The organism is Tardiphaga alba (assembly GCF_018279705.1).
GTDB classification, from domain to species: domain Bacteria; phylum Pseudomonadota; class Alphaproteobacteria; order Rhizobiales; family Xanthobacteraceae; genus Tardiphaga; species Tardiphaga alba.
In genome coordinates, this window is record NZ_CP036498.1 from 1,293,778 (window position 1) to 1,317,872 (window position 24,095).

17 protein-coding genes and 6 pseudogenes are annotated in these 24,095 nt (G+C 62.0%); 10 read left to right on the plus strand and 13 right to left on the minus strand.

From position 1 onward, the window contains the following. Positions 1–137: 137 nt before the first annotated feature. Positions 138–1,352, plus strand: a complete 1,215-nt coding sequence (locus RPMA_RS06120) for a DUF3419 family protein (RefSeq protein WP_211911995.1) — start codon at positions 138–140, stop codon at positions 1,350–1,352. 154 nt (positions 1,353–1,506) lie between these two features. On the opposite strand, the gene RPMA_RS06125 is transcribed toward RPMA_RS06120, so the two are convergent. The 6 genes from RPMA_RS06125 to RPMA_RS06150 form a co-directional block, all read right to left on the minus strand. Beyond that, positions 1,507–2,214 carry an ABC transporter ATP-binding protein gene (locus RPMA_RS06125; protein WP_211911996.1) on the minus strand — a complete coding sequence of 236 codons (708 nt, stop codon included), beginning with the start codon at positions 2,212–2,214 and terminating at the stop codon, positions 1,507–1,509. Continuing rightward, positions 2,201–2,962, minus strand: a complete 762-nt coding sequence (locus RPMA_RS06130; protein ID WP_249225569.1) for an ABC transporter ATP-binding protein — start codon at positions 2,960–2,962, stop codon at positions 2,201–2,203. The genes RPMA_RS06125 and RPMA_RS06130 overlap by 14 nt, the downstream gene beginning before the upstream one ends. Then, a complete protein-coding gene (locus RPMA_RS06135; RefSeq protein WP_211911997.1) occupies positions 2,959–3,888 on the minus strand; it encodes a branched-chain amino acid ABC transporter permease in 930 nt (309 codons plus the stop codon). The genes RPMA_RS06130 and RPMA_RS06135 overlap by 4 nt, the downstream gene beginning before the upstream one ends. A 1-nt stretch (position 3,889) precedes the next feature. Then, the gene (locus RPMA_RS06140; protein ID WP_211911998.1) at positions 3,890–4,744 is read right to left on the minus strand and encodes a branched-chain amino acid ABC transporter permease; all 855 of its coding nucleotides are present in this window, start codon (positions 4,742–4,744) and stop codon (positions 3,890–3,892) included. A 142-nt stretch (positions 4,745–4,886) separates the two neighbouring features. Continuing rightward, a complete protein-coding gene (locus tag RPMA_RS06145; protein ID WP_249225570.1) occupies positions 4,887–6,098 on the minus strand; it encodes an ABC transporter substrate-binding protein in 1,212 nt (403 codons plus the stop codon). 454 nt (positions 6,099–6,552) lie between these two features. Then, a complete protein-coding gene (locus tag RPMA_RS06150; protein ID WP_211911999.1) occupies positions 6,553–7,011 on the minus strand; it encodes a DUF6455 family protein in 459 nt (152 codons plus the stop codon). 224 nt (positions 7,012–7,235) lie between these two features. Between RPMA_RS06150 and RPMA_RS06155 the strand changes: the two genes are divergently transcribed. Continuing rightward, positions 7,236–7,676: a hypothetical protein gene (locus RPMA_RS06155; RefSeq protein WP_211912000.1), complete on the plus strand. Its 441-nt coding sequence runs from the start codon at positions 7,236–7,238 to the stop codon at positions 7,674–7,676. 35 nt (positions 7,677–7,711) lie between these two features. Here the strand turns inward: RPMA_RS06155 and RPMA_RS06160 are convergent, their stop codons facing one another. The 5 genes and pseudogenes from RPMA_RS06160 to RPMA_RS06180 form a co-directional block, all read right to left on the minus strand. Continuing rightward, entirely contained in the window at positions 7,712–8,185 is a 474-nt protein-coding gene (locus RPMA_RS06160; protein WP_211912001.1) for a DUF29 domain-containing protein, read from the minus strand. Between the two features lie 131 nt (positions 8,186–8,316). Further along, the gene (locus RPMA_RS06165; RefSeq protein ID WP_211912002.1) at positions 8,317–9,606 is read right to left on the minus strand and encodes an ArgE/DapE family deacylase; all 1,290 of its coding nucleotides are present in this window, start codon (positions 9,604–9,606) and stop codon (positions 8,317–8,319) included. Between the two features lie 172 nt (positions 9,607–9,778). Further along, positions 9,779–11,056, minus strand: coding sequence for a 4-aminobutyrate--2-oxoglutarate transaminase (gene gabT, locus RPMA_RS06170; protein WP_211912003.1), 1,278 nt, complete (start codon positions 11,054–11,056; stop codon positions 9,779–9,781). A 165-nt stretch (positions 11,057–11,221) separates the two neighbouring features. Further along, a pseudogene (locus tag RPMA_RS06175) lies at positions 11,222–12,246 on the minus strand (histone deacetylase family protein). After that, positions 12,243–12,941, minus strand: a complete 699-nt coding sequence (locus RPMA_RS06180; protein WP_249225571.1) for a GntR family transcriptional regulator — start codon at positions 12,939–12,941, stop codon at positions 12,243–12,245. Before RPMA_RS06180 ends, RPMA_RS06175 begins: the two are co-directional and overlap by 4 nt. 139 nt (positions 12,942–13,080) lie before the next feature. Between RPMA_RS06180 and RPMA_RS06185 the strand changes: the two genes are divergently transcribed. The 6 genes and pseudogenes from RPMA_RS06185 (at position 13,081) to RPMA_RS06210 (ending at position 19,926) form a co-directional block, all read left to right on the plus strand. Further along, a complete protein-coding gene (locus RPMA_RS06185; RefSeq protein WP_211913473.1) occupies positions 13,081–13,848 on the plus strand; it encodes a class II aldolase/adducin family protein in 768 nt (255 codons plus the stop codon). Between the two features lie 66 nt (positions 13,849–13,914). Next, positions 13,915–15,461: pseudogene (locus RPMA_RS06190) on the plus strand (ABC transporter substrate-binding protein). An 84-nt stretch (positions 15,462–15,545) separates the two neighbouring features. Beyond that, positions 15,546–16,516, plus strand: a pseudogene (locus RPMA_RS06195) (ABC transporter permease). Further along, positions 16,513–17,351, plus strand: a pseudogene (locus RPMA_RS06200) (ABC transporter permease). Before RPMA_RS06195 ends, RPMA_RS06200 begins: the two co-directional pseudogenes overlap by 4 nt. Beyond that, positions 17,351–18,969 (plus strand): annotated as a pseudogene (locus tag RPMA_RS06205) (ABC transporter ATP-binding protein). The pseudogenes RPMA_RS06200 and RPMA_RS06205 overlap by 1 nt, the downstream one beginning before the upstream one ends. Before the next feature lie 6 nt (positions 18,970–18,975). Continuing rightward, entirely contained in the window at positions 18,976–19,926 is a 951-nt protein-coding gene (locus tag RPMA_RS06210) for a 2-hydroxyacid dehydrogenase (protein ID WP_211912005.1), read from the plus strand. Between the two features lie 9 nt (positions 19,927–19,935). On the opposite strand, the gene RPMA_RS28225 is transcribed toward RPMA_RS06210, so the two are convergent. Then, positions 19,936–20,061, minus strand: coding sequence for a hypothetical protein (locus RPMA_RS28225; RefSeq protein WP_256438206.1), 126 nt, complete (start codon positions 20,059–20,061; stop codon positions 19,936–19,938). A 161-nt stretch (positions 20,062–20,222) separates the two neighbouring features. On the opposite strand from RPMA_RS28225, the pseudogene RPMA_RS06215 reads away from it, so the two are divergent. Further along, positions 20,223–21,040 (plus strand): annotated as a pseudogene (locus tag RPMA_RS06215) (aldo/keto reductase). Between the two features lie 199 nt (positions 21,041–21,239). On the opposite strand, the gene nikR reads toward RPMA_RS06215, so the two are convergent. After that, complete coding sequence (gene nikR, locus RPMA_RS06220; protein WP_211912006.1) at positions 21,240–21,680, minus strand: nickel-responsive transcriptional regulator NikR; 441 nt, start codon at positions 21,678–21,680, stop codon at positions 21,240–21,242. Between the two features lie 96 nt (positions 21,681–21,776). On the opposite strand from nikR, the gene RPMA_RS06225 reads away from it, so the two are divergent. Beyond that, positions 21,777–24,074, plus strand: a complete 2,298-nt coding sequence (locus RPMA_RS06225; protein WP_211912007.1) for a TonB-dependent receptor — start codon at positions 21,777–21,779, stop codon at positions 24,072–24,074. Positions 24,075–24,095: the final 21 nt, after the last annotated feature.

The window sequence follows — 24,095 nt, forward strand, 5'->3', positions numbered from 1 at the left end:
ATCACGACGGCGATGTGACAGTGGCTTTATGACGAGAAAGCCGGTGATCGGAGAACGACTGTCGCAAAACCGCAGTCTGCGGTTGATAAAAATTTCAGATTGTCGATTCACGGCCAGGGACATTCCAAGGGAACTCTATGAATACGCAACTGATCGCAGATGCCGTCCGCAACAGCCGTGGTCGCGAGGAAGCGACGGTGTGGGATTCCCTGTTTGCCTTCTGGTTTCGCCGTCTCGTCTATACCCAGATCTGGGAAGATCCCGAGGCCGATCTCGCTGCCATGCAGCTCAAGCCCGGCGCATCGATCGTCACCATTTCCAGCGGCGGCTGCAACGCGCTGTCCTATCTCGCGGCGAAGCCGGCGCATGTCTATGCGGTCGATTTGAACGAGGCGCATCTTTCGCTGCTCAAGCTGAAGCTGGCCGGCCTGCGCGCGCTGCCGAACTATCAGGACTTCTGGAATTTCTTCGGCGAAGGCAATTCCAAGGCGAACGCCCAGCTCTATCGTGAGCGCCTGCGTCCCTATCTCGATGACGCCGCCCGCAGCTATTGGGATGAGCGCACCTTCTTCGGCCTCGGCGGTCCGCGCTCGAACTATTTCAACAACGGCTTCTATCGTCACGGTGCGCTCGGTCGCTTCATCGGCTTCGGCCACATGATCGCGAAAGTCGCCGGTGTCGATCTCGATGCGCTGCTGAAATGCGAGAAAGGCTCGCCCAAGCGCAAACAGGCGCTGGAGAAGCTGCACAGCGTGTATCACTCCTGGTTCGCCAAGCTGCTGACACGGACGCCGGCACTGGTGTTCAGCCTAGGAATCCCACCGCAGCAGCGTACATTGCTGGCCGGCGATCAGCCGCTCAACGAAGTGTTGTATCAGCGCACGATGGCGCTGATCGACGTGCACCCGAACGCCAACAACTATTTCGCCTGGCAGGCGCTGAGCCGCAGCTATGTCGGCCCCGGCGACACCTGCCTGCCGCTTTATCTGCAGCAGAGCCGTTACGCCGGCACGGTTGATCGGGCTGGCCTGGTGACGCCGGTGCATGCCAATCTGCGTGTGTTCCTCGAAAGCCTGCCGGCGCGCCAGATCGATGCGGTCGTGCTGCTGGATTCGCAGGACTGGATGGCGCCGGATGAAATTCGCGCGCTGTGGGATGCCATCGATCGCGCCGGCAGCGACGATATCCGTGTCATCTTCCGCACCGCCGGCGTGGAATCGCCGCTCGACGACGAGGTCCATGCACCGCTCCGCGATACCTGGCAGCGCGACGATGCCCGCAGCGCCATGGGCCTCGCGCAGGATCGCTCGGGCATCTATGGCGGCTTCCATCTGTATACGCGGAAGTCGTAAGCGAATTTACGCACCGGCTCCTCCGTCATTGCGAGGAGCGAAGCGACGCGGCAATCCAGTCTTGATCGTCGAATAAGACTGGATTGCTTCGTCGCAAGGGCTCTTCGCAATGACGCTAGAGGTGGCGTTGCGTTCGACGAGGTCGGGTACGACCTTACACCCCCAGATAAATCTGCTGGATGTATTTGTCGCTGGCGATTTCCTGCGCGGTGCCTTCGCGAACCGTGCGGCCGTGCTCGAGCACATAGACGCGGTCCGCGATACGCAGTGTCGACGTCGCGTCCTGTTCGACGATCAGGATCGCCGTGCCGTCCTTCCGGATCTGCGTGATGGCATCGAAGATCAGGCCTTTCAGGCGCGGGGCGATGCCGACCGACGGCTCATCCAGCAGCAGCAGCTCCGGGCGCCCCATCAGCGCGCGGCCGATGGCCACCATCTGCTGTTCGCCGCCGGATAGTGTGCTCGATTGCTGCCATTGCCGCTCGCGCAAAACCGGAAACAGGGTGAAGACGCGCTCCAGATCGTTGTCGATATCGGCCTTGTTCTTGCGCAGATAGGCGCCGAGCTGCAGGTTCTTCAGCACCGACAGTTCGGAGAACAGTTTTCGCCCTTCCGGACAGTGGCAGATGCCCTTGGCGACGACGTTATAGGGTTCGATCGGATGCAGTGAGGCATCCTTGAAATTCAGCGTGCCCTGCGCGGCGATGGAGCGCGAGATGGCCTTGAGCAGCGTGGTCTTTCCGGCGCCGTTCGGGCCGAGCACGCCGATCAGCTCGCCTTTCTCCACCGTGATGGAGACGGATTCGATCGCCAGCGCCTTGCCATAGCTGACCTTGAGGTCCTTCACGTCAAGCAGAGGCATGGGCTTCCTCCGTCTTGCCGATATAGGCCTCGATGACCTTTTCGTTCTTCACGATTTCCTCTGGCGGTCCGACGGCGATAATCTCACCGAAATTCATGGCGATGACGCGCGACACCAGCGCCATGAATTCACGCAGCTTGTGCTCGATTAGGAGGATGGTGAGGTTCTCCTCGCGATGCAGGCGGCGGATCAGTTGCGCCAGTTGTTCGATCTCGCTGCTGCCGAGCCCGGCGAAGGGTTCGTCGAGCAGCAGAAGGTCGGGTCGCGTCGCCAGGGCGCGTGCGATTTCGAGGCGGCGGAGATCGCCGTAAGGCAGGGTCTCCACCGGCTCCTTGTCGCGACCGCCGAGGCCGACCTGTGCAAGAAGGTGGCGCGCGCGCTCCTCCTTGTCCTTGTCGATGCTGGCGCGTGGCGACATGCAGGCGACCAGGACGTTTTCGAGCAGGTTCATGCCGATGAACGGGCGCGTCAGCTGGAAGGTGCGGGCCATGCCGCGATTGACCACCTTGTAGGGGGCGAGCTCGCGCACCAGCTCACCGTTGAAATGGATGGTCCCCGATGTCGGCGGCATGAAGCCGGTGAGGATGTTGAACAAGGTCGTCTTGCCGGCGCCGTTGGGGCCGAGAATGCCGGTAAAGTCCCCCTTTTTGAGGGTGAAGCTGGCATTCTTGACGGCAGTGAGGCCACCGAAGCGTTTGGTGACGCCACTTACTTTAAGTAAGTCTTGCACTTCGAGAAGGTCGCTCATCGCAGGCGCTCCGTCATCCGACGCCAGAGCGGCGCGATCAGCCCGTTGGGCAGGAAGAACAGGATCAGCATCAGCGTCAGTGTGTAGATCCAGAGCCGGTATTCGCCGAAGCCGCGCAGCATCTCGGTGAGCAGCGTCAGTAGGATCGCGGCAACTGCGGCGCCATAGATCGAGCCGATGCCGCCGACATAGACCATGATGATCACGGTGATGGAGACGACCACGGAGAACAGCGGTGGGGACACCTGCAACTGGTAATGCGCATAAAGCGCGCCACCAAGCCCGGCAAAGCCGGCCGAGATCATCAATGACGCAATCTTGTAGAAGGTGACATTGATGCCGGCGGCCTGGCAGGTCGCTTCGTCGCCGCGGATGGCACGCAGCAGCAGGCCCCAATGCGATTGCGCCAGCAGTGTCAGCACAATCACGGAGACGACGAGAATGCCGAGCGCGAACCAGTAATAATGCAGCGCAGACTTCATCAGAGGATCGAGGCCGTAGATACCTTCCTCGCCGCCAGTCTGCTCCCAGAAGATCAAACACAGACGCTGCAGGATTGCGGAGGTGGAGAGCATCGCCAGCGCGAAATAGGGACCACGCAAACGCAAGGTGGGAAAGCCCACCAGGACGGCAAAGGCAACGGCCACGACCACGCCGAGCGGCAGGCTGTACCACGGATTGGCGGCCCAGATAGATGACAGGAAGCCCGCGGTATAGGCGCCCGCGCCAATGAACAGCGAGTGACCGAAATTCTCGCGGCCGGTGAGGCCGGACATGAAATCCCAGCTCGCGGCCCAGATGCCGTAGATCACGCAGACCGTCAGAACGCCTGTAAGATAGTTGCTGCCGGTGATGGCCGGGATGGCCGCGAGGATGGCGACGATAATGATGCCGCCGATGATGTCGATGGGGGCGATGCGCTTCATGTCAGAATGCCGCCCGTCGCCCGAGGATGCCTGCCGGCCGGATCATCAAGGTGATCACGACGGCGACCAGCGACACCAGCTCCGTCCATGATGTGGAGATGAGATAGGCAACGATGGTCTCGGAATAACCGAGGATCAGCGAGGCGATGATGCTGCCCGGGATCGAGCCGAGCCCACCGACGATGACGATGGCGAAGGCTTTCACCATCGGCAGCAGGCCCATGGTCGGCTGCACGGTGAGAAAGGGCGACACCAGAATGCCCGCCAGCGCGGCAGTGCCGGCCGAGATCGCCATCACGATGGAGAAGATGCGATTGGTCGGGATGCCCATATACTGCGCGGCTTCCGGATCCTGCGACACTGCGAGGATCGCCGCGCCCAGCCGGGTGCGCTGGATGAACAGCCACAGCAGCAGCAGCACGAGGACGCCCATGACCAGTGCGAGCAGGCGCTGTCCGCCGATGTCGACGCCGCCGATGGTCAGCTTGTCGGCGACGAAGGAGGGGACGTTGCGATATTCGGAGCCGAAGGTGATGAACAGCGCCTGCTCGACAGCGAGCGACACGGCCAGCGTGATCATCAACACAGCGAGTTGAGAGGCGCGCAGTGGACGTACCAGAAAACGTTCCATTAGCACGCCGAAGCCCGCGACCAGCAGCACCGCAAGTGGCGCTGCGATCAGCAGTGGGAAGCCGAGCAGCGACGTGAAGACATAGGCCGAATAGGCGCCGAGCGCATAGAACGAGCCATGGGCGAGATTGAGGATGCGAGCGACACCAAAGATGAGCGTGAAGCCGACAGCCAGCATGGCATAGATGGCGCTCGACACGGCGCCGTAAATCAAGATCTGGAGCATGAGAACCCGCTGTTGAGGACCGGACGGCGAAGGGCAAACTTCTATGGGTTTGCGCCTCCGTTTTCCGACCGGCGAGAAGTCGCCGGTCGTGCGGTGGCAGGGCGGTCAGGTGTGATCACCCGACCGCGATCAACAGGTCAGTTCATCCACGGCGGGGGATCATTGGCCCCTTGGCCGATTCCTTCGGCCAGACCACGACGCGAGCACCATCCTTCTGCCACTGTGCGAACAGCAGGTTCTGCAGGCCGGGGCCCTGTTTCACGTCGTGCACTTCGTCGAACTGGATCTTGCCGGCGATGCCGACATAGTCTGTCTTTTCCAATTCCTTGATGACGGCGGCCGGTTCGACCGAATTGGCGCGCTTCACTGCCTCGGCATAGACGTGAACCGCATCGTAGGTGCCAACGCCGGTATAGACTGGGGCGGTACCAAAACGCTTCACGAACTCATCCCAGAACGGAATGGTCTTCGGCGTCAGTTCGGCACGGGTGGCGAACAAGCCGACGGTTTCGGCGAGCGCCTTGCCGCTGACGCGGGTGAAGAAGTCGGCGTCCTGGCTCTTCACGTCGATGCCGCCGATCGGGATCGGCACCTGGGCGTCATGCCACTGCTTGACGAAGATGTCGCTTGAGGCATGCGACAGGATCACGATCAGATACTGCGCACCGGAATTCTTCACCTTGGCGAAGAGCGGCGAAAAGTCCGAGGTCGAGGTGTCGAAGAATTCCGACAGTGGGATTTCGGTGCCGCCTTCGATGGCGCCCTTCTTCAGGATCGGCACCAGATCCTGCACCCATTTGGCATTCTCGCCGACAATGGCGACCTTCTTCAGGCCCATCTCGCCTTTGAGCTTGCCGTTGATGAAGTCCACCAGCGCGCGGGCCTGATGGCCGGCGTGGATCGGTGACACTCGGAAGATGTATTTATAGTTCTCGTAATCCGTTTTCACCTTGGCGGTGATGGCCGGAGAGGCGGCGCCGACGCCGAGATAGATCGTCTTGGCGTTGGCGATATGCGGCAGCTGCGCCAGAGTCACGCCCGATGTATAGCCGCCGATCAGCACGTCGACTTTCTCGTCGGCGGTCAGCTTCTTGATGGCGGCGATGCCCTGTTCGGGATTCTCGGTCTCGTCGGCGACGACGATCTCAAGCTTGCGGCCGAGCAATCCGCCCTTCGCATTGATTTCCTCGATGGCCATCTTCGCCGCGTTCTGGGTGTCGCGGCCGACCTGTAGCTGGATCGATGTGGGAAGGCCGATCTTGATCGGCTGCTGCGCCGAGACTGGCGTAGTGGAAGCAAGGGCGCCAGCAACAATCACACTGGCAGCCGCAAGCGGCCTCAGAAATGAGTTCATGGTATCTCTCCCTAGAATACATCTGGGTCGTTGCCCGATGCTTTTTGTATGAGAGCAGACTGCCAAGTGCTGTGAGAGAGTCAAGAAAGATCGCGCGCGATCGTGCAATGCGGATGGGTTGTTCGCATTGCTTTGTGAGTAAAGCTTCTGTTGCAACGCGATGGTTGGTGGTCGATGTGAAGATCGATCGCGCGATCAATGTCTGTGGACTCGTCGCGCGCAACTGCAACATGCCTGCTGAGCGGTCGATGCGAACGATGTTTGAATTTCTGTTTGAAACACCCCGAGGGGTGGGACCGCCGACGCAGGTAAAAACGGCGGTCCCGTGCCGGGCATTAAAATTCGGGAAGGGAAAGCGACTTCCGCATCCGCGCTGCACGACACGGGATCGACGGTATATTAGCGCCGCATTGCTGCAACTTGGTTCAAATCTTAACCTAACCGATTAGGCTTACTAGGCCGGCCTTTTGAATAATTCGGCGAGGGTCGGAGAATAATTTGCTGCGCGGTCGCGTTTTGTCCGCATCAGCGTGAGCTCGTTGGCGTTGGCGCAATAGTCCTCATAGTGCGCTGCGGCCGTCTTCGCCGCCAGATCGACGTGGCAGGCCTGCTTATGGGTGCAGCCGGCACAGGCATGGCGCATTTCCATCATTTGCGGCGGTGCAATCCTGGTGATGGCCTCTTCCGTGAAGCCGAGCGCGCGCAGCATCTGCGGCAACTCTTCCGCGCCATCGACGCCGCGGCGTACGAGGTCCGTGAGGTCGCCGGGGGCGAGGCCCAGTTCATGCGCCATGCGGGTGAATTCGCCGTGGTCGAGCCCGGAAAGTTCGTTGAGTTGGCGGCGCTGCTGAACCCAGGCGCCGAACTGATCGATCAGGTAGCTGACCACAGGATATTGTTGAGCGGTTGTCATCGCGATCTCCTGCTGTGTGTTGCTGGCAGGATCAGCCCGGATGGGCCCGGTCGCATTGCTCTAGATCAATCGGCGGTTGCGCTGGGGACGGTTAGGCTTACCGTTGGAAATGCCTGCGCCGCAGCGGTTTTCGGGGAACGGACGGGCTGGCTTCCCGGTTATTCGTCCTTAGATTGGAAGCATTGTCATTTCCAGAAGCCGGCATGCGGCCTCAGGAGGCGTAGATGACGTTGAGATATTTGGCTGCTGCGATAGCCGGCATTGCTTTGCTGGGCAGCGGGGCCGCGCAGGCAGATGCGGTTGCCGCAAACAGCTACAAGCCCGGCGATTACCTGACGCTCGATCTTCGGGCGGCATTGCTTTCTCCGAAGCCGCTCGGGCCCGGCGCGCAATTCGAGGCCTACCCGATCACGGCGCGCGCCGATGCGAAGAACGAGATCGATGCCAAGATCGACGCCAAGATCGACGCGGTGGCTGACAAGCCTGCCGCGCAGAAAGCCGTTCCAGTGGCAAAGCCGCCGCGCGCCACCGCGACACGCCCGCAGCCCCCGGCGCGTGCCCGCGTCGCGCGCCCGCGCAGCAATCCGCTGGATGCGAATGCGGCGGACACGCGCATACAGACGTGGCCGTGCCGCACGGGCGGGATTTGTGCCTGGCAGCGGTAGCATTTCGTAAGATGGATCGCCGCGCTCAACTTATCTTACGTTATCGCTGCTGCGATCGTCTGCAATGCTTTCTCGGTATCGAAGTCTACATCCAACATAGCGTCGAGCGAGAGTGGACAGACGTCTGGCAGGTTCTTGACGACGATATTGTGCCGAGCCAGTTCGGCTGTTGTACGTCGTTTCGCAAGCCGCCAAATCGTATCCAGATCGAGGCGCTGCTTTATGCCGGGAGAGAGTGAGAGCACGGCATCGGCTTGAAAGCGCAAGACCTCCTTGAACCACCGTTGGACCGATGGCGCTTTTGGATCGAGATGCAGCTTAAAAAGATGGACGAGCATCTGGACAAGGAAGCTCGATGTCCTTCGGATCTGCTCCCGCCCCATATCTTCGATCTCTTCCGCCAGCCGTTCGGTATCGAGCGCATTGACGTCGAGAGGCCGGGATCGGAGCGCCGCAGCTTGCTGCTGCGTCCATTCAAAGAAATCAAGTTCGTAAGTGCGCGCATCCATGGCAAGTGCCTCTCTCACTGGAGGGTATCACTGTGCGGTTTGTCGTCAATAACAGTAATTATGAACTAAAAAGGGACCGGCAAGGTGTACTTGCCGGTCCCCGGTTTTTGTCTCACTTAGGTGAAAGACGTTTACGCCTTCACCTCTTCCACGCCGCACCATTCGGCGATGAACAGCGCCAGCGCCGTCGTTGTCTTCTTCAGCGAGGGCAGGTTGACGCCTTCGTCGAAGCCATGGACGCCGCGCGAAATGCAGCCGTAGTTCAGTGTCGGGATATTGTCGAACAGCGCATAAACGCGGCTGTCGAGATAGGCCAACGACGTTTCCGGCTTCGGCTTCTGCCCGAACACGATTTCATGCGCAGCGGCCAGCGTGTTCTCGGCATCCGAGCCGGGCTTCAGCTCGTAGCCTTCGGCCTGGAAACCGTTGAAGGTGACGGTCGGCGGGATATTCGACAGGAACGGGTCCTGGCGCGAGAAGGCGGCGACGCGGTCCACGATTTCCTTCTTCGCGGCTTCGGCGGTCTTGCCGGGCAGCAGCGAGATACGGAAATCGATCTTGCACCAGGCCGGGACCGACGAGGCCCAGTCACCACCGGCGATCTTGCCGATGTTGAGGTTGACCGGCTTCTCGATGTGCTTGAAGTGCTCGTGCTCGCCCTTGGTGGCGTTCCACTCGGCTTCCAGCTTGCGCAGCTCGCCGACCACGCGATAGGCGCCGTCGATGGCATTGGCGCCGGTACCCATGCGCTGCACGTGAACCGGCACGCCGCGCACTTCCACCTGGAACCAGACCACGCCGATATTGGCGCGGGTGATGGTCTCATGCGAAGGCTCGGAGACGACCACTGCATCGGCCTTGTAGCCGCGCAAATGCGTCATCAGGGCGCCGTCGCCGGTGGATTCTTCTTCCACCACCGACTGCAGATACACGGTGGCTGCCGGCTGCAGGCCGATGCTCTTCAGCGCGTCGAGGGCGAAGATGTTGGAAGCGCAGCCCGCCTTCATGTCGCCGGCGCCGCGGCCCTGCATCCAGTCGCCCTGGATCACGGGGTCGTAGGGCGGGGTCGCCCACATGTCGAGCGGGCCTTCCGGCACCACGTCCACATGGCCCTGCATGATCAGCGAGCGGCCGGTTTCGTTGCGCGGACGATGGGTGCCGACGACGATCGGAGCCTGCGAATGCAGTTCATCCCAGGCGCCGGCGCCGGGATGACGCTTCAGCGCTTCCTTGTCCATGTTGAAGCGCTCCATGCTGTAGCCGCGCTCCTTCATGGCGCGGAACATGAAGTCCTGCATGGTGTGTTCGTTGCCGCGGGTGGATTCGTGGCGAACCATGTCCTGGGTGAATTTGACCTGGGCGTCAAAACCCTTGTCGACGGCGGCGATGATCTTGTCGCGAAGGGCGGGATCGAGAGCCATGTGGGGAGTCCTTCTGAAAAAATGCTGGGTCGTTGTTTCACCTCTCCCCTCCGGGGAGAGGTCGCCGCGTAGCGGCGGGTGAGGGGCTACACTCCAACGGAGTGTGTGGCGCCCCCTCACCCTGCCCCTCTCCCCGGTGGGGAGAGGGGACACTACGGCCGGCGCGTTTTGTTTAGGCAGTCAGCGCGCGTTCGAGCTTTTCCATGCCTTCGTCCAGGATCTCGTCCTGGGCGGTGAGCGGGACGAGCACGCGGATGGTGTTGAAGTTGACACCGCAGGACAGCAGCACGAGGCCTTCCTCGACAGCCTTCTGCGTCACCTTCTTGGTCATCTCGGCATCGGCTGCATCGCCGCCACGCTCCTTGACGATGTCGAAGGCGATCATGGCGCCGACATTGCGGATGCTGTCGATCGGCACGAGGTCGTTGCGCTGCTGCATCTTCTTCAGGCGCGTGGTGATGCGCTCGCCGATATGGTTGGCGCGGTCCACCAGCTTCTCCTTCTCGAACACATCGAGCACGGCCATGGCCGCAGCAATCGCCAGCGGGTTGCCGGCATAGGTGCCGCCGAGGCCGCCCGGATCGGCAGCGTCCATGATCTTGGCCTTGCCGATCACGCCCGACAGCGGGAAGCCGCCGGCGAGGCTCTTCGCCACCGTGATGAGATCAGGCTTCACATCGTAATGTTCCATCGCGAACATCTTGCCGGTGCGGCCGTAGCCGGTCTGCACTTCGTCGGCGATCAGCACGATGCCGTTCTCGTCGCAGATCTTGCGCAGCGCGCGCATCAGTTCCGGCGGGGCCTGGTGGAAGCCGCCTTCGCCCTGCACGGGCTCGATGATGATGGCGGCCACGCGGGCCGGGTCGATGTCGGCCCTGAACAGGAAGTTCAAATACTTCAGCGACTCTTCAACCGTGACGTCGAGCTGGGCGGCCGGGAAGGGCACGTGCCAGACTTCCGGCATCGCACCGCCAAAGCCCTTCTTGTAGGGGAACACCTTGCCCGTCATGGTCATGGTCATGTGGGTGCGGCCATGGAAGCCGCCGGTGAAGGCGATCACGCCGGCACGGCCGGTGGCGGCGCGGGCCATCTTGATGGCGTTTTCGGTGGCCTCGGCGCCGGTGGTGAAGAAGGCGGTCTTGGTGTCGCCGTCGATCGGGACCAGCTTGTTGAGGCGCTCGGCGAGGGTGACATAGGATTCATACAGCAGCACCTGGAAGCAGGTGTGCGTGAAGTTCTCCATTTGCGCCTTCACGGCCGCCATGACGTGCGGATGGCAATGACCGGTGTTGAGCACCGCAATGCCGCCGGCGAAATCGACGTAGCGCTTGCCTTCGACGTCCCAGACTTCGGCATTCAGCGCTCGCTGTGCCGAGATCGGTGTGGAGTGGCCGATGCCGCGGGGTACCGCGGCTTCGCGGCGCGCGAAGATTTCTGCATTGGTAGCCATTCGAGTTTGATCCTTCGAGTTTTCTTGGTGTTGGAGATGTTTTCACCGTCATTGCGAGGAGCGAAGCGACGAAGCAATCCAGTCCTCGCCTGTTGCCTTCTGGATTGCTTCGCCCAAACGAATTGCGCGGCAATTCGTCAGGGCTCGCAATGACGATGGAAAGGGTTAGCGCGCGGATTCAAACCCCGCGAGCGTGGAGGTGAGATTGGCGCCCAGGATGTCGGACAGATATCCGCCTTCCTGAACGATGACAGTGGGCAGGCCGATGCGTGCAACGGCCGCGCCGATGCGGTTGAAGCCCGGGGTGGTGACCTTCAATGCCGCAAGCGGATCATGCTCGGATGCATCGAGGCCGAGCGCGAGGACGAGCGCGGTAGGCGCGAAGGATTTGATCGTTTTCTCCGCGACAGCGAGCGCATCGATAAAGCCGTCGTCCCCAGTGCCGATGGCGAGCGGGATATTGAGATTGGCGCCGAGGCCGTTGCCTTCGCCTTTCTCGTCCGCATAGCCCCAGACGAACGGATAGTAACCGGTCGGGTCGGCATGGATCGAGACGGTGAGCACGTCCGGGCGCGCATAGAAGATGCCCTGGGTGCCGTTGCCGTGATGCACGTCCACATCGAGGATGGCGACGCGCTCATGCTTGGTGCGCAGGTGCTCGGCGGCGATGGCCGAATTGTTCATGAAGCAGAAGCCGCCGGCGAGATCGCGATAGGCGTGATGGCCGGGCGGGCGGCACAGCGCATAGACGGCGTCCTCGCCATCCATCACCATCTGCGCGGCCGTCACGGCGATGTCCGTCGCCGCGCAGGCGCCGGCCCAGGTGCCGGGGCTGATCGGCGCCGATGTGTCCACCGTGTGCCAGCCGAGCTTTCCGACGATGTGGCTGGGATAGCTGCCCGGTACGCGATTGGGATGGATGTTCGGGATCATCTCGGTGCCGTAATCCGGCAGCTTGATCCATTCTTCCCAGGCGGTCTCCAGGAAGCGCAGATATTCCGGCGAATGCACGCGCGCGCGCGGGCCCTGGCCGAATTCGGTCGGCGCCACCAGCGTGTGCTTGCCGTCATTCAGCCCTTGAGCAGGCGCACGGCGCGCTCCGGCTGTTCGGTGGTTTTGCGGATCTGGCCGCGCACCAGATAGAATTGCGGATCATGCGCGCTGTGCTTGTCGGAAGTGACGGCTTTCACGTGGCAGCTCCATTCGTTGATGGCGGGATTTCGCGAACCAGCTTGCCGACTTCGCGCCAGGCTGCAGCGATGTGATAATCGAAGCGGGCGGCGATGACGTCGGGGTGGCCTTGTTCGAGCACGTCGAGCAAAGCCTCATGTGTCTGCGCGATGCGATGCGGGTCGTCGTAGAGCCGGCCGATCAGGCCAATCACCATGCGCAGCTCGGACGACAGATCGTCGAACACTTTCAGCAGGCGATCATTGCCGGCGATCTCGATCACCATGCGATGAAATTTGTAATCTTCCTCGACCTGGCGGGCGTGGTCTTCCAGATCGGCGGTTTCGTGCAGCACGTCGATCTGCTTTCGCAGCGCAGCGCGGTTTGCGGGGGTGAGGTTCTTTGCCGCAAGGATCGCGGCGTGACACTCGACGCAAATCCGCAGATCGTAGATCTCGTCGATGTCTCGGGCCTCGAGCTTGCGGACGAAGAAGCCGCGGCGCGGATGCGAGACGAGCAGCCCTTGCTGCTCGAGCAATCGCGCGGCCTCACGCACCGGCGCCCTGCTAATTCCAAGCTCGCGCGCAATCCCGGCCTCGACGACTTTCGCTCCCGGCAGGAGCTGTCCGTTGACGATTGCTTGCGTCAACACGCGCGCCACCTGACCGACGAGATCGGTGTCGGTAAGTGCCGTCAGGCCAACTGGAGGGGACATCAAACGCATGGGGAAACGAACCCGTTTCATGCCGTGTACAAGAATTAAGCGTCGATTGTCGACAGTTTAATCTTGCCGCCTGCCATGCGTTTGTGTTTGCTTTCGTCAAATTAGAACGGTGGGAAATACGTCTGTGAATATGCATGCCAATCTGACGCCGACGCTGGATGCCGCGAAGCAGGTTCGTGTCAATCTCGCCGCTGCCTATCGCCTGATCCATCGCCACGGTCTCGACGACAGCATCTACACGCATATTTCCGTTCGCGTTCCCGGCACGAAGGACCGCTTCCTCATCAATCCCTATGGCATGCGCTTTGAGGAAGTGACCGCGTCAAATCTCGTCACCGTCGATACCGACGGCAAGGTTGTCGATGATCCGCTCGGCCTCGGCATCAATCCGGCCGGCTTCACCATTCACAGCGCCGTCCATGCCGTACGCCACGATGCCAATTGCGTGCTCCATACGCACACCGTTGCTGGTGTCGCCGTATCATGCCTCAAGGAAGGCCTGATGCCGCTGAACCAATGGTCGATGCAGTTCACCGATCGCATCGCCTATCATGACTTCGAAGGCATCGCGTTGGATCTCTCCGAGCGCGAGCGTCTCGTGGCCGATCTCGGCGACAAGATGGTGCTGATCCTGCGCAATCACGGTTTGCTCACCTGCGGTCGTTCGGTGGGCGAAGCTTTCAAGTTGATGTTCAACATGGAGCGCTCCTGCCGCGCGCAGCTCGCGATCCTTGCAACCGGTGCAGAAGTCATTCGCCCATCGCATGCTATTGCCGCGCACACGGCAGGCCAGTATGACCGCGGTTACGAGAAGGTGCATGGGCAGGGCAAGCCGGACAGCGAGTGGGATGCGTTCAAGCGCATGCTCGATAGGACGGACGCCGACTACAAGAACTGATCCGACCAGCACCGAACGTCGTCAACGAATCTAAGGCAAGTGCCAGCAGGCACCAGGGGGAAAGATATGTTGAAGAAGCTTGTATTGGCGCTCGCGCTCAGCAGCGCAAGCACATTCGCTCTGGCGCAGGAGCCCAAACTCGGCGGCACCATCAATGCCGTGATCCAGCCCGAGCCGCCGGGCCTGATGCTCGCGCTGATCCAGAACGGTCCGACACAGATGGTCTCGGGCAATATCTATGAAGGCCTGCTCCGCTACACCAAGAAGCTGGAGCCGCAGCCCGGCCTCGCCGAGAGCTGGACCATCAGCGAAGACGCAAAGACATACACCTTCAAGCTCAAGCAGGGCGTCACCTGGCACGACGGCAAGCCGTTCACCGCCGCCGACGTGCTGTTCTCCATCGAGACGCTGAAGGTCACCCACGCCCGTGCGCGCGGCAATCTCGTGCAGCTCGAAAAGGTCGAGGCGCCCGACGATCACACCGTCGTCTTCACACTGAAGCAGCCGTTCGGCCCGTTCATCGGCATCTTCGAAGTCGGCTCGATGCCGATGATCCCGAAGCACATCTATGAAGGCACCGATATCAAGACCAATCCGGCGAACAACACGCCGATCGGCACCGGCCCTTCATGCTGAAGGAATGGAAGAAGGGCTCGTTCATCCAGCTGGTGAAGAACCCGAACTATCACGTCAAGGGCAAGCCCTATATCGACGGTATCTACTGGCAGGTCATTCCCGATGCGGCCGCGCGCTCGGTTGCCTATGAAACAGGCAAGGTCGATGTGCTTCCCGGCGGTTCGATCGAGAATTTCGACGTGCCGCGCGTCAGCAAACTGCCGAACACCTGCGTCACCGGCGAAGGCTGGGAGTTCTTCTCGCCGCTCGCCTGGATGTGGTTGAACAACCGCAACCCGATCCTCGCTAACAAGAAGGTCCGTCAGGCAATCATGTATGCGGTGGACCGCGAATTCGCCAAGGACGTGATCTGGAACGGCCTCGGCAAGGTGGCGACCGGCCCGTCGGCCTCGACCATCAAGTTCTACACCGATGACGTGCCGAAATATCCCTACGACCCGGCCAAGGCCAAGGCGTTGCTGAAGGAAGCCGGTTACAAGGGCGAGAAGATTCGCATCATGCCGCTGCCTTACGGCGAGACCTGGTCGCGCTGGGGTGAAGCCGTGAAGCAGAATCTCGTCGATGTCGGCTTCAACATCGAGACCATCGCTACAGACGTGCCGGGCTCGAACCAGAAGAACAGTGAGTGGGATTTCGATATCTCCTTCACCTATCTCTATCAGTATGGTGATCCCGCCCTCGGCGTGGCCCGCAACTACATCTCCAGCCAGATCGTGAAGGGGCAGCTCTTCAACAATCTCGAAGGCTATTCGAACCCCGAAGTCGACAAGCTGTTCGCGGAAGGCGCGGTGGCGACGCCGGATTCGAAGCGCAAGGAGCTGTACGACAAGGTCCAGAAGATCCTGGTCGAGGACGTGCCTGTCGCCTGGCTGCTCGAACTGCAGTTCCCGACCATCATGAACTGCAAGGTGAAGAACCTCATCACCACCGGCATCGGCGTCAATGACGGCTTCCGCGATGCCTGGATCGACAAGTAAGTAGAACCGCCCAGTGCCCGTGACGATCGCAATGATCGTCACGGGTTTTCTTTTGCTTCCTCTCCTGACTGCGGTGGATCTGCGATGCTGTCATTCGTTTCCCAGAGGATCGTGAAGGGCGTGTTCGTCCTGCTTGCGATCGTCGTGATGAACTTCTTTCTGATCCGCCTCGCGCCCGGCGATCCCGCCTCGGTGATGGCCGGCGAGGCCGGTGCGTCGGATCCGATGTTCGTCCAGCAGCTCCGCGAAAAATTCTCGCTCGACCGGCCGCTGCCGGAGCAGCTCTTCACCTATGTGAAGGGCGTGGTGCAGCTCGATCTCGGCTTTTCGTTCCGCCAGCAGGCGCCCGTGTCCAGCTGATCGCCGAGCGATTGCCGGCGACGCTGCTGCTGACGCTGACCGCTTTCGCCATATCGCTGATCCTCGGCATCACCTTCGGCACATTGGCCGCGAGATTTGCGGGGACATGGGCGGATACCGCCATCACTGTCTCGGCGCTCCTGTTCTATGCGACGCCGATCTTCTGGGTCGCGCTGATGTCGATCCTGTTGTTCTCCGTCTATCTCGGCTGGCTGCCCAGTTTCGGTTACGAGACCGTGGGCGCCAATTACACCGGATGGGCGCATGTGAAGGACGTCGCGCTGCATCTGATCATGCCGGCGATGACCATCGGCCTGTTCTTCATGGCGACCTATACGCGCATGACCCGCGCCTCGATGCTCGAAGTGAAGCGGCTCGATTTCGTCAAGACCGCGCGTGCCAAGGGCCTGCGTGACAACATCATCCAGCGCCGCCACGTACTGCGCAACGCGCTGCTGCCGGTGGTGACGCTGGCCGGCGTGCATTCGGGCACGCTGGTTGGCGGTGCCGTGCTCACCGAGACGGTGTTTGCATGGCCTGGCATCGGCCGTCTGCTCTATGAGGCGCTGCTGCAACGCGATTACAACCTTCTGCTCGGCGTCTTCGTGGTCTGCTCGGCCATGGTGCTGATTTTCAACCTCGTTACCGACCTCGTCTATCGTCTGGTCGATCCGCGCATCGAGTTTGCCAAATGAAGAAGTTCTGGAAATTGATGCTGCGCAATCCCGGCGGCGTGATCGGTCTGATCCTGCTCACCGTCGCCGTTTTCATTGCCGTGTTTGGGCCGATGATGTTCCCGAATTCGCCATGGCGCATGGTGCAGCGGCCGTTCCTGCCCCCTTCACCAATCCGATGGTGACGCTGGGCACCGACGCGCTCGGCCGCGACGTGTTCGCCGGCCTGATCTATGGCGCGCGTGTGTCGCTGCTGGTCGGGCTCGTCTCCACCACGGTGGCGCTGACCATCGGTGTGCCCGTCGGTGCCATCGCCGGTTATTTCGGCGGCAAGGTTGACGACATCATGATGCGCGGCACCGAATTCTTCCAGACGATCCCGAGCTTCGCGCTCGCCATCGTGCTGGTCGCGATCCTGCAGCCGTCGATCTATTCCATCGTCGGCTCCATCGCCATCGTGTCATGGCCGCCCGTCGCGCGGCTGGTGCGCGGTGAGGTGCTGTCGCTGCGCACGCGCGAATATGTGCAAGCCGCGGTGGTCACGGGACAGAGCAATAGCTGGATCATCTGGCGCGAGATCCTGCCGAACGCGTTGTCGCCGGTCATCGTGCTGGCCTCGCTGATGGTCGCCAATGCGATCCTACTGGAATCCTCGCTGTCGTTCCTCGGTCTCGGCGATCCCAACCTGATGTCGTGGGGCTACATGGTCGGCGCCGGCCGCACCGTCATCCGTCAGGCCTGGTGGATCACCGTATTCCCCGGCATCGCCATCCTGCTCTCGGTGCTCGCCATGAATCTGATCGGCGAAGGCCTCAACGACGCGCTCAATCCGCGCCTGGCAAAGGATAGCCGCTGATGACCAAAGCGCCCGCGGTTTCCATCAAGAACCTCAAGATCGCGCTGCCCTCGAGCGGCGAGCGTGCCTATGCGGTCGAAGGCGTATCCATCGATCTTATCCCGGCGAGATCGTCTGTGTCGTCGGCGAGTCCGGTTCCGGCAAGTCCATGTGCGCGCATGCGCTCATGGGCCTGCTGCCGGACACGGTGAAGACCGAAGCCGGCGAAATCTCTTTCGAAGGCAAGAATCTGCTGAAGTTCAGTGAAGACCAGTGGCGCGATGTGCGCGGCCGCGGCATCGCCATGGTGTTCCAGGAACCGATGACGGCGCTCAATCCGTTGATGCGCATCGGTGACCAGATGATGGAGATGTTCGAGGCGCATGATCTGCTGACGCCGAAGGAACGCCGTGCCAAGGCGCTCAATCTGGCGAAAGAGGTCGGGCTGCCCGATCCCGAGCGCATCATTCGCGCCTATCCGCACCAGCTCTCGGGCGGCCAGCGCCAGCGCGCCATGATCGCCATGGCGCTCGCGCTCGAGCCCTCGGTGTTGGTTGCCGACGAACCGACCACGGCGCTCGACGTCACCACGCAGGCGCAGATTCTCAAGCTGATCCGCAACCTGCAGCGCAGCCGCAACATGGCGGTGATGTTCATCACTCACGATTTCGGCGTGGTCGCCGATATCGCCGATCGCGTCGTCGTGCTTCGTTACGGCAAGATCGTCGAGGAAGGCTCCATCGATGCGGTGTTCAAGAATCCGCAGCACGACTACACCAAGGCGCTGCTCGCCGCCGTACCCTCGATGGATCCGCCGGAACGTGCCCCGCTGGACGAGATGAACAAGGCCGTCGAGGTCGTCGGTCTCGACAAGACCTATGTGACGCCGCAAGGCTGGTTCAAGCCGGATCGCCGTGTCCAGGCCGCCAATGAAGTGACCTTCTCGATCCTCAAGGGCGAGACCGTCGGCCTCGTCGGCGAGTCCGGTTCGGGCAAGTCCTCCGTCGCGCGTCTGGTGATGCGCCTGATCAAGGCCGATCGCGGCACCGTCCGCATCGGCGACATGGATCTCACCGCGCTGGAAGGCAAGGCACTGCGCCAGCAACGCCACCGCATCCAGATGATCTTCCAGGATCCGTTCGCGTCGCTCAATCCGCGCCGCAAGGTGGGCCAGATCATCACCGATGGTCCGATCTCCCACGGCACCGATCCGAAAAAGGCAATGGCGCGCGCGCGCGAATTGCTCGGCATGGTCGGTCTCGATGCCGGCGCGCTCGATCGCTATCCGCATGAATTCTCCGGTGGCCAGCGCCAGCGTCTCGGCATTGCCCGCGCGCTTGCCATGGACCCGGAAATCATCGTCGCGGACGAAGCGGTCTCCGCGCTCGACGTGTCGGTGCAGGCGCAGGTGCTGAAACTGCTCGAAGACCTCAAGGCCCGCCTGGGTCTGTCGATGCTGTTCATCACCCACGACTTGCGCGTCGCGGCGCAGATCTGCGATCGCATCGCGGTGATGCAGCGTGGCACCATCGTCGAATTGAAGCCGACCGCCCAGCTATTCGCGTCGCCCGAACATCCCTATACCCGCGAGCTGCTCAGCGCCGTCCCCGGTCAGCACTCGCCATCACAGGCTGCCTGATATTTTATGCCATTGACGCCTCTTCGCTGCGTTCTTCTCAGCACCACGCTCGATCTGCGCGATTATCTGTCCAGTGAGATCACGCGGCTCGAAGGCCACGTGACTTTCATCGATCATCTCGACGGCAGCGATGCCGCCGACGTCCAGATGGCCGTCGGCTGGCATCCGCAGCAGGACGCCTTCGATCACTATCCGAATGTGAGGGCTGCGTGCTCGATCGCGGCCGGCGCCGACAGCCTGCTGCATTGCCCGAGCATGCGCGATGGCATCGACATCGTGCGCGTGGTCGAGCCGGCGCAGGCCGAGATGATGTCGGGCTTCGTGGTCTGGCATGCGATCGGTCACCAGCGCCAGATGGGCGCCTATCTGCAGCAGCAGCGCTTCAAGGTGTGGCAACGCCTGCCGAAGCGCAGCGCTGCGGATGTTCCCGTCGGCATTCTCGGCTACGGCGCCATCGGTGCACGCGTCGCGTCCGATCTCGCGATGCTCGGCTTTCCCGTGAAAGTGTGGAGCCGCACCGAGAAGCCGACCAGCGCAGGCGTGACCGGCTTTCAAGGGGCGGACGGTCTGCGGCGCATGCTGGACGACACCGAAATCCTGGTGAACCTGCTGCCGCTGACCACGGAAACCCGAGGCATTCTCGATGCCGCCTTGTTCGCCCTGTTGCGCCGCGGGGCCTATCTCGTCCATGTCGGTCGCGGGCCGCATCTGGTGGAGCAGGACCTGATCGCGGCGCTCGACAGCGGCCAGCTCTCCGGCGCGGCAATCGACGTCTTCGATGTGGAGCCACTGCGTGGCGATCACATGTTCTGGGGCCACCCGAAGATCGTGGTGACGCCGCATGATGCCTGCGACGTCACCCTGTCGGCGATCGGCGGCACCATCCGCGCCACCGCCGATGCGGTGCATGCCGGCGTGAAGCCGAAGGATACGGTGGACCGGATGCGGGGATATTGAGCGGGACGCCTAGCGCGCCAGCCAGAAACCGCCAAGGACGAGCACGAGTGCGATCGTGACGATGATGCCGAGCACGGCAGTCGTGATGGCGAGCAGGCCGTGCGAATCCAGCCATGCGCGAAGCGCTTTCTCCACCTTGAACATCTCCCCGGGATGTGAGTTCCTGTATCGGTGCGGGCAGCGTATCAGATCGCGTCAGCGCCGTCTTGTGGCGGGTTGCCCCGGAGCATGACCCTGAAAAGCGGATACCGGTTTTCGGGACAGGTCGTGTTCGGTCAAGAGATTCAGGAGATTGCATGAAAGTTCTGGAAACGCAGGGCATCAAACTGCCGCAGCTCGGTCTCGGCACGTTCAAGCTCACGGGTGATGCCTGCGTCAGCGGCGTCGAAATGGCGCTCAAGCTCGGCTATCGCCATATCGACACCGCGGAGATGTATGGCAACGAGGCCGAAGTCGGCGCCGGTATCAAGGCCGCCGGCCTGTCGCGCGGCGATCTGCATGTGACCACGAAAGTCTGGCACGAGAATCTTGCCCCGACGCCATCAAGCGCGCATTCGATGCCAGCCAGAAAAAGCTCGGCCTCGATGTCATCGATCTCTATCTCGTGCACTGGCCGTCGAAGGGCATGAACCTGCCGGCGATCTTCGAGACGCTGGTGAAGTTCAAGGACGAAGGCCGCATCCGCGCGCTCGGCGTGGCGAATTTCCCGGTGGCGTTGATGAAGCAGGCGGTGGAGGAGATCGGCGCGCCCGTCGCCTGCAATCAGGTCGAGTATCACGCGTTGCTGAGCCAGTCGAAACTGCTGACCTATCTGCGATCGAAGTCGATCCCGCTGGTGGCCTATTGCCCGCTGGGGCAGGGCCGTCTCGCCGACAATGACGCGATGAAGGCCATTGGCGCCAAGCATGGCATGTCGGCCGCGCAGGTCGCGTTGAAATGGCTGCTCGACCAGGACGGCGTCGCCGCCATCCCGAAAGCCTCGCGCAGGGAAAGCCAGCAGGCCAATCTCGATGCGCTGAAGGTCACGCTGGACGACGACGACCGCAAGGTGATCGCCGGCCTGCCGAAGGACCAGCGGCTGGTGAACCCGGCTTTCGCACCGGATTGGGATTGATCTTTCTTCTCCCTCCCCAAGCGCGCGTATGCGCGCGCAGCGGGGAGGGTGGATCGAAGCGAGCGTTCAGCGAGCTTCGAGACGGGTGGGGTGCCACCACAAACGCTGACGTCACGTGGTGAGAGACCCCACCCCGGCCTATCGGCCGACCCTCCCCATTCGCTTCGCTCCGGGGAGGGAGACCATTGGCTTCGGCGCTTCACCTATGCGAATGCGGTTTGCGTTTTCCCGCTGCCTTCTTCCCCGTTGGCATCATCACCACGCGGCCGTATTTCACGCCGCGCTCCGCGATGATGTGATCCGCGAAATGCTGCACCTCGTGGCCTGAGCCGCGCAGTGCCGTCACTTCCATGCAGTTGTCGCCGTCGAGATGCACATGCAGCGTCGCCAGCGAGAGGTCGTGGTGATGGTGATAGGTGTCCACCAGCCGGCGCGACAGGTCTCGCTGGGCGTGGTCATAGACATAGACCAGCGCCGCGACGCAATCGCCGGACTTGCCTTGTTCCTGTGCGGCCTGCTGCATGCCTGCGCGGGTCAGGTCGCGGATGGCCTCTGAGCGGTTCTGATAGCCGCGCTCGGCGATGAGCGCATCCAGCTCCGCCATCAAATCATCGTCGAGCGTGATCGTAATGCGCTGCATCTATCCCCCGGGGCAGTATGATAAATGTTTGATTTCATCATACTTGGCATGTCAGTGTGATCCCATTGACCACAGCATAGCCCGGCCGACCGACCGATGCACCGCTCTCTCCTCTTATCGGCTGGAATCGCGCTGGCAGCGATGCTGGCCGTGCCCGCGATCTCGCTGGCCCAGCCGGCCACGATCCTGTCTCCCGTCGAAGTCGATGCGCCGAAGCCGCGGGTGTCCACGCCTGCCAGGCAACCTTCATCGGCCAATCATCGCCGCGTGACGCCGCGCATGGCGGCGCCTGTCGCGGTCGCAAGCGGCATCGGCAGCAACAATCCCGCCGCCAATGTCGCGCAGCTTCCCGTCAGCGCCGCCAGTGAAAAGAATATCGGTGGCGCCGAGGTCAATGCGCGTCCGTTGTCGCGTCCGGCTGAAGCGCTCGAAGTCGCGCCGGGTCTGATCATCACCCAGCATTCCGGCGACGGCAAAGCCAACCAGTATTTTCTGCGCGGCGTGAATCTCGATCACGGCACCGATCTCGCCATCAGCATCGACGGCATGCCGGTGAATATGCGCACCCATGGCCACGGCCAGGGCTATGCCGACATGAACTTCCTGATCCCGGAGCTGATCAGCGTGGTCAATGTCCGCAAGGGGCCGTATTACGCCGATGAAGGCGACTTCTCGTCGGTGGGCGCCATCCATGTCAGCCTGATCGACAGCGTGGCAAAAACCATGGCGTCGATCACCTCCGGCAGCTTTGGCTACAATCGCGCGTTCGGCGTGACATCGGGCAAAGCCGGCGATGGCAACCTGCTCGTCGCCGCCGAGGCCCAAATCTATAACGGCCCATGGGATGATCCCGACAAGCTCAAGAAGCTCAATGCGGTGGTGCGCTATAGCCAGGGCACGCCGGAGAGTAACTTCTCCCTCACCGGCATGGCCTATGCCAATCGCTGGAATTCCACCGATCAGGTGCCGTTGCGCGCGATCAATTCCGGGCAGATCGGCCTCTATGGCGCGCTCGATCCCAGTGACGGCGGCAATGCCGAGCGCTTCTCGATCTCGGGCCGCTATCGCGACAGCGACAGCACCGGCGCCAGCAAGCTCGATTTCTACGCCATCAAGAGCAGGCTCAATCTGTGGAACAACTTCACGTTCTTTCTCAGCGATCCCGTCAATGGCGACCAGTTTCATCAATATGACGACCGCGTGCTCGGCGGCATCAATGCGTCGCACACATTCAAGGGCACGGTCGGCGGCTTTCGCACCGAGACCGAGATCGGCGTGCAGAGCCGCTACGACGATATCCGCGTGGCGCTCGGCAACACCGTGCGCCGGGAATTCCCCTCCACGACGCGCAGCGATCTCGTGAAGGAAGCCAGCGCCAGCATCTTCGTGCAGAACACCACATGGTGGACCGACTGGCTGCGCAGCAATGTCGGCTGGCGCGGCGACTATTATAACGCCTCGGTCAATTCGCTGTTCAATGCCGCCAATTCCGGCACGGCGAATGCCACCATCGGCAGCCCCAAGGCCGGCCTCGTCGTCGGCCCGTTCGCGAAGACGGAGCTGTTCATCAATGCCGGCGAAGGCTTTCACAGCAATGACGCCCGCGGTGTGACCATCAAGGAGTCGCCCTCCGATGGCTCGCCGGTGGATGCGTCACCCTTCCTCGTGAAGACCCGCGGCGCCGAAGTCGGCCTGCGTACCAAACTCATTCCCGGCCTCTCCAGTTCGATCGCTTTGTTCACGCTGGAGTCTGCGTCCGAGATCCTGTTCGTCGGCGATGCCGGCGACACCGAAGGCAGCCGCCCAAGCCGCCGCATCGGTTTTGAGTGGACCAACGACTATCGCCCGGTGTCGTGGCTCAGCCTGGAGGCCGATCTCGCCATGACCCGCGCGCGCTTCCGCGGCAGCAATGCCGATCAGGCCGCCGCCTATGCCGAGCTCGATGGCTATCCGGCCTCGCAGATTGGCAACGCGCCCGGCAACTTCATTCCCGGCGCGCCCAACATGATCGCCTCCGCCGGCATCCGGCTGGGCGAAGCCAAAGGCTGGTTCGGTGCGCTGCGCTATCGCTATTTCGGTCCGCGCCCACTCACCGAGGATGCGGCCTTCATCTCGCCGGCCACCGGCCTCCTGAACGGTCAGGTCGGCTATCGCATCGACAATGGCTGGCGGGTCCAGCTCGACGCTTTCAACATCCTCAACAGCAGGTCCGACCAGATCACCTATGCCTATGGCTCGCTGCTGAAAACGGACTCGCTGTTCGCCGCCTGTTTCCCCACCGGCGGCGGTGCGCCGAGCGCGCCCGCGGCCGTCTGCCAGACCGGCATCATGGATCGCATCCTGCATCCGGTCGAACCGCTGGCGCTGCGCGTGACGGTCGCCGGCGCGTTCTGATCTCGCCGCGATGCAGCTTGC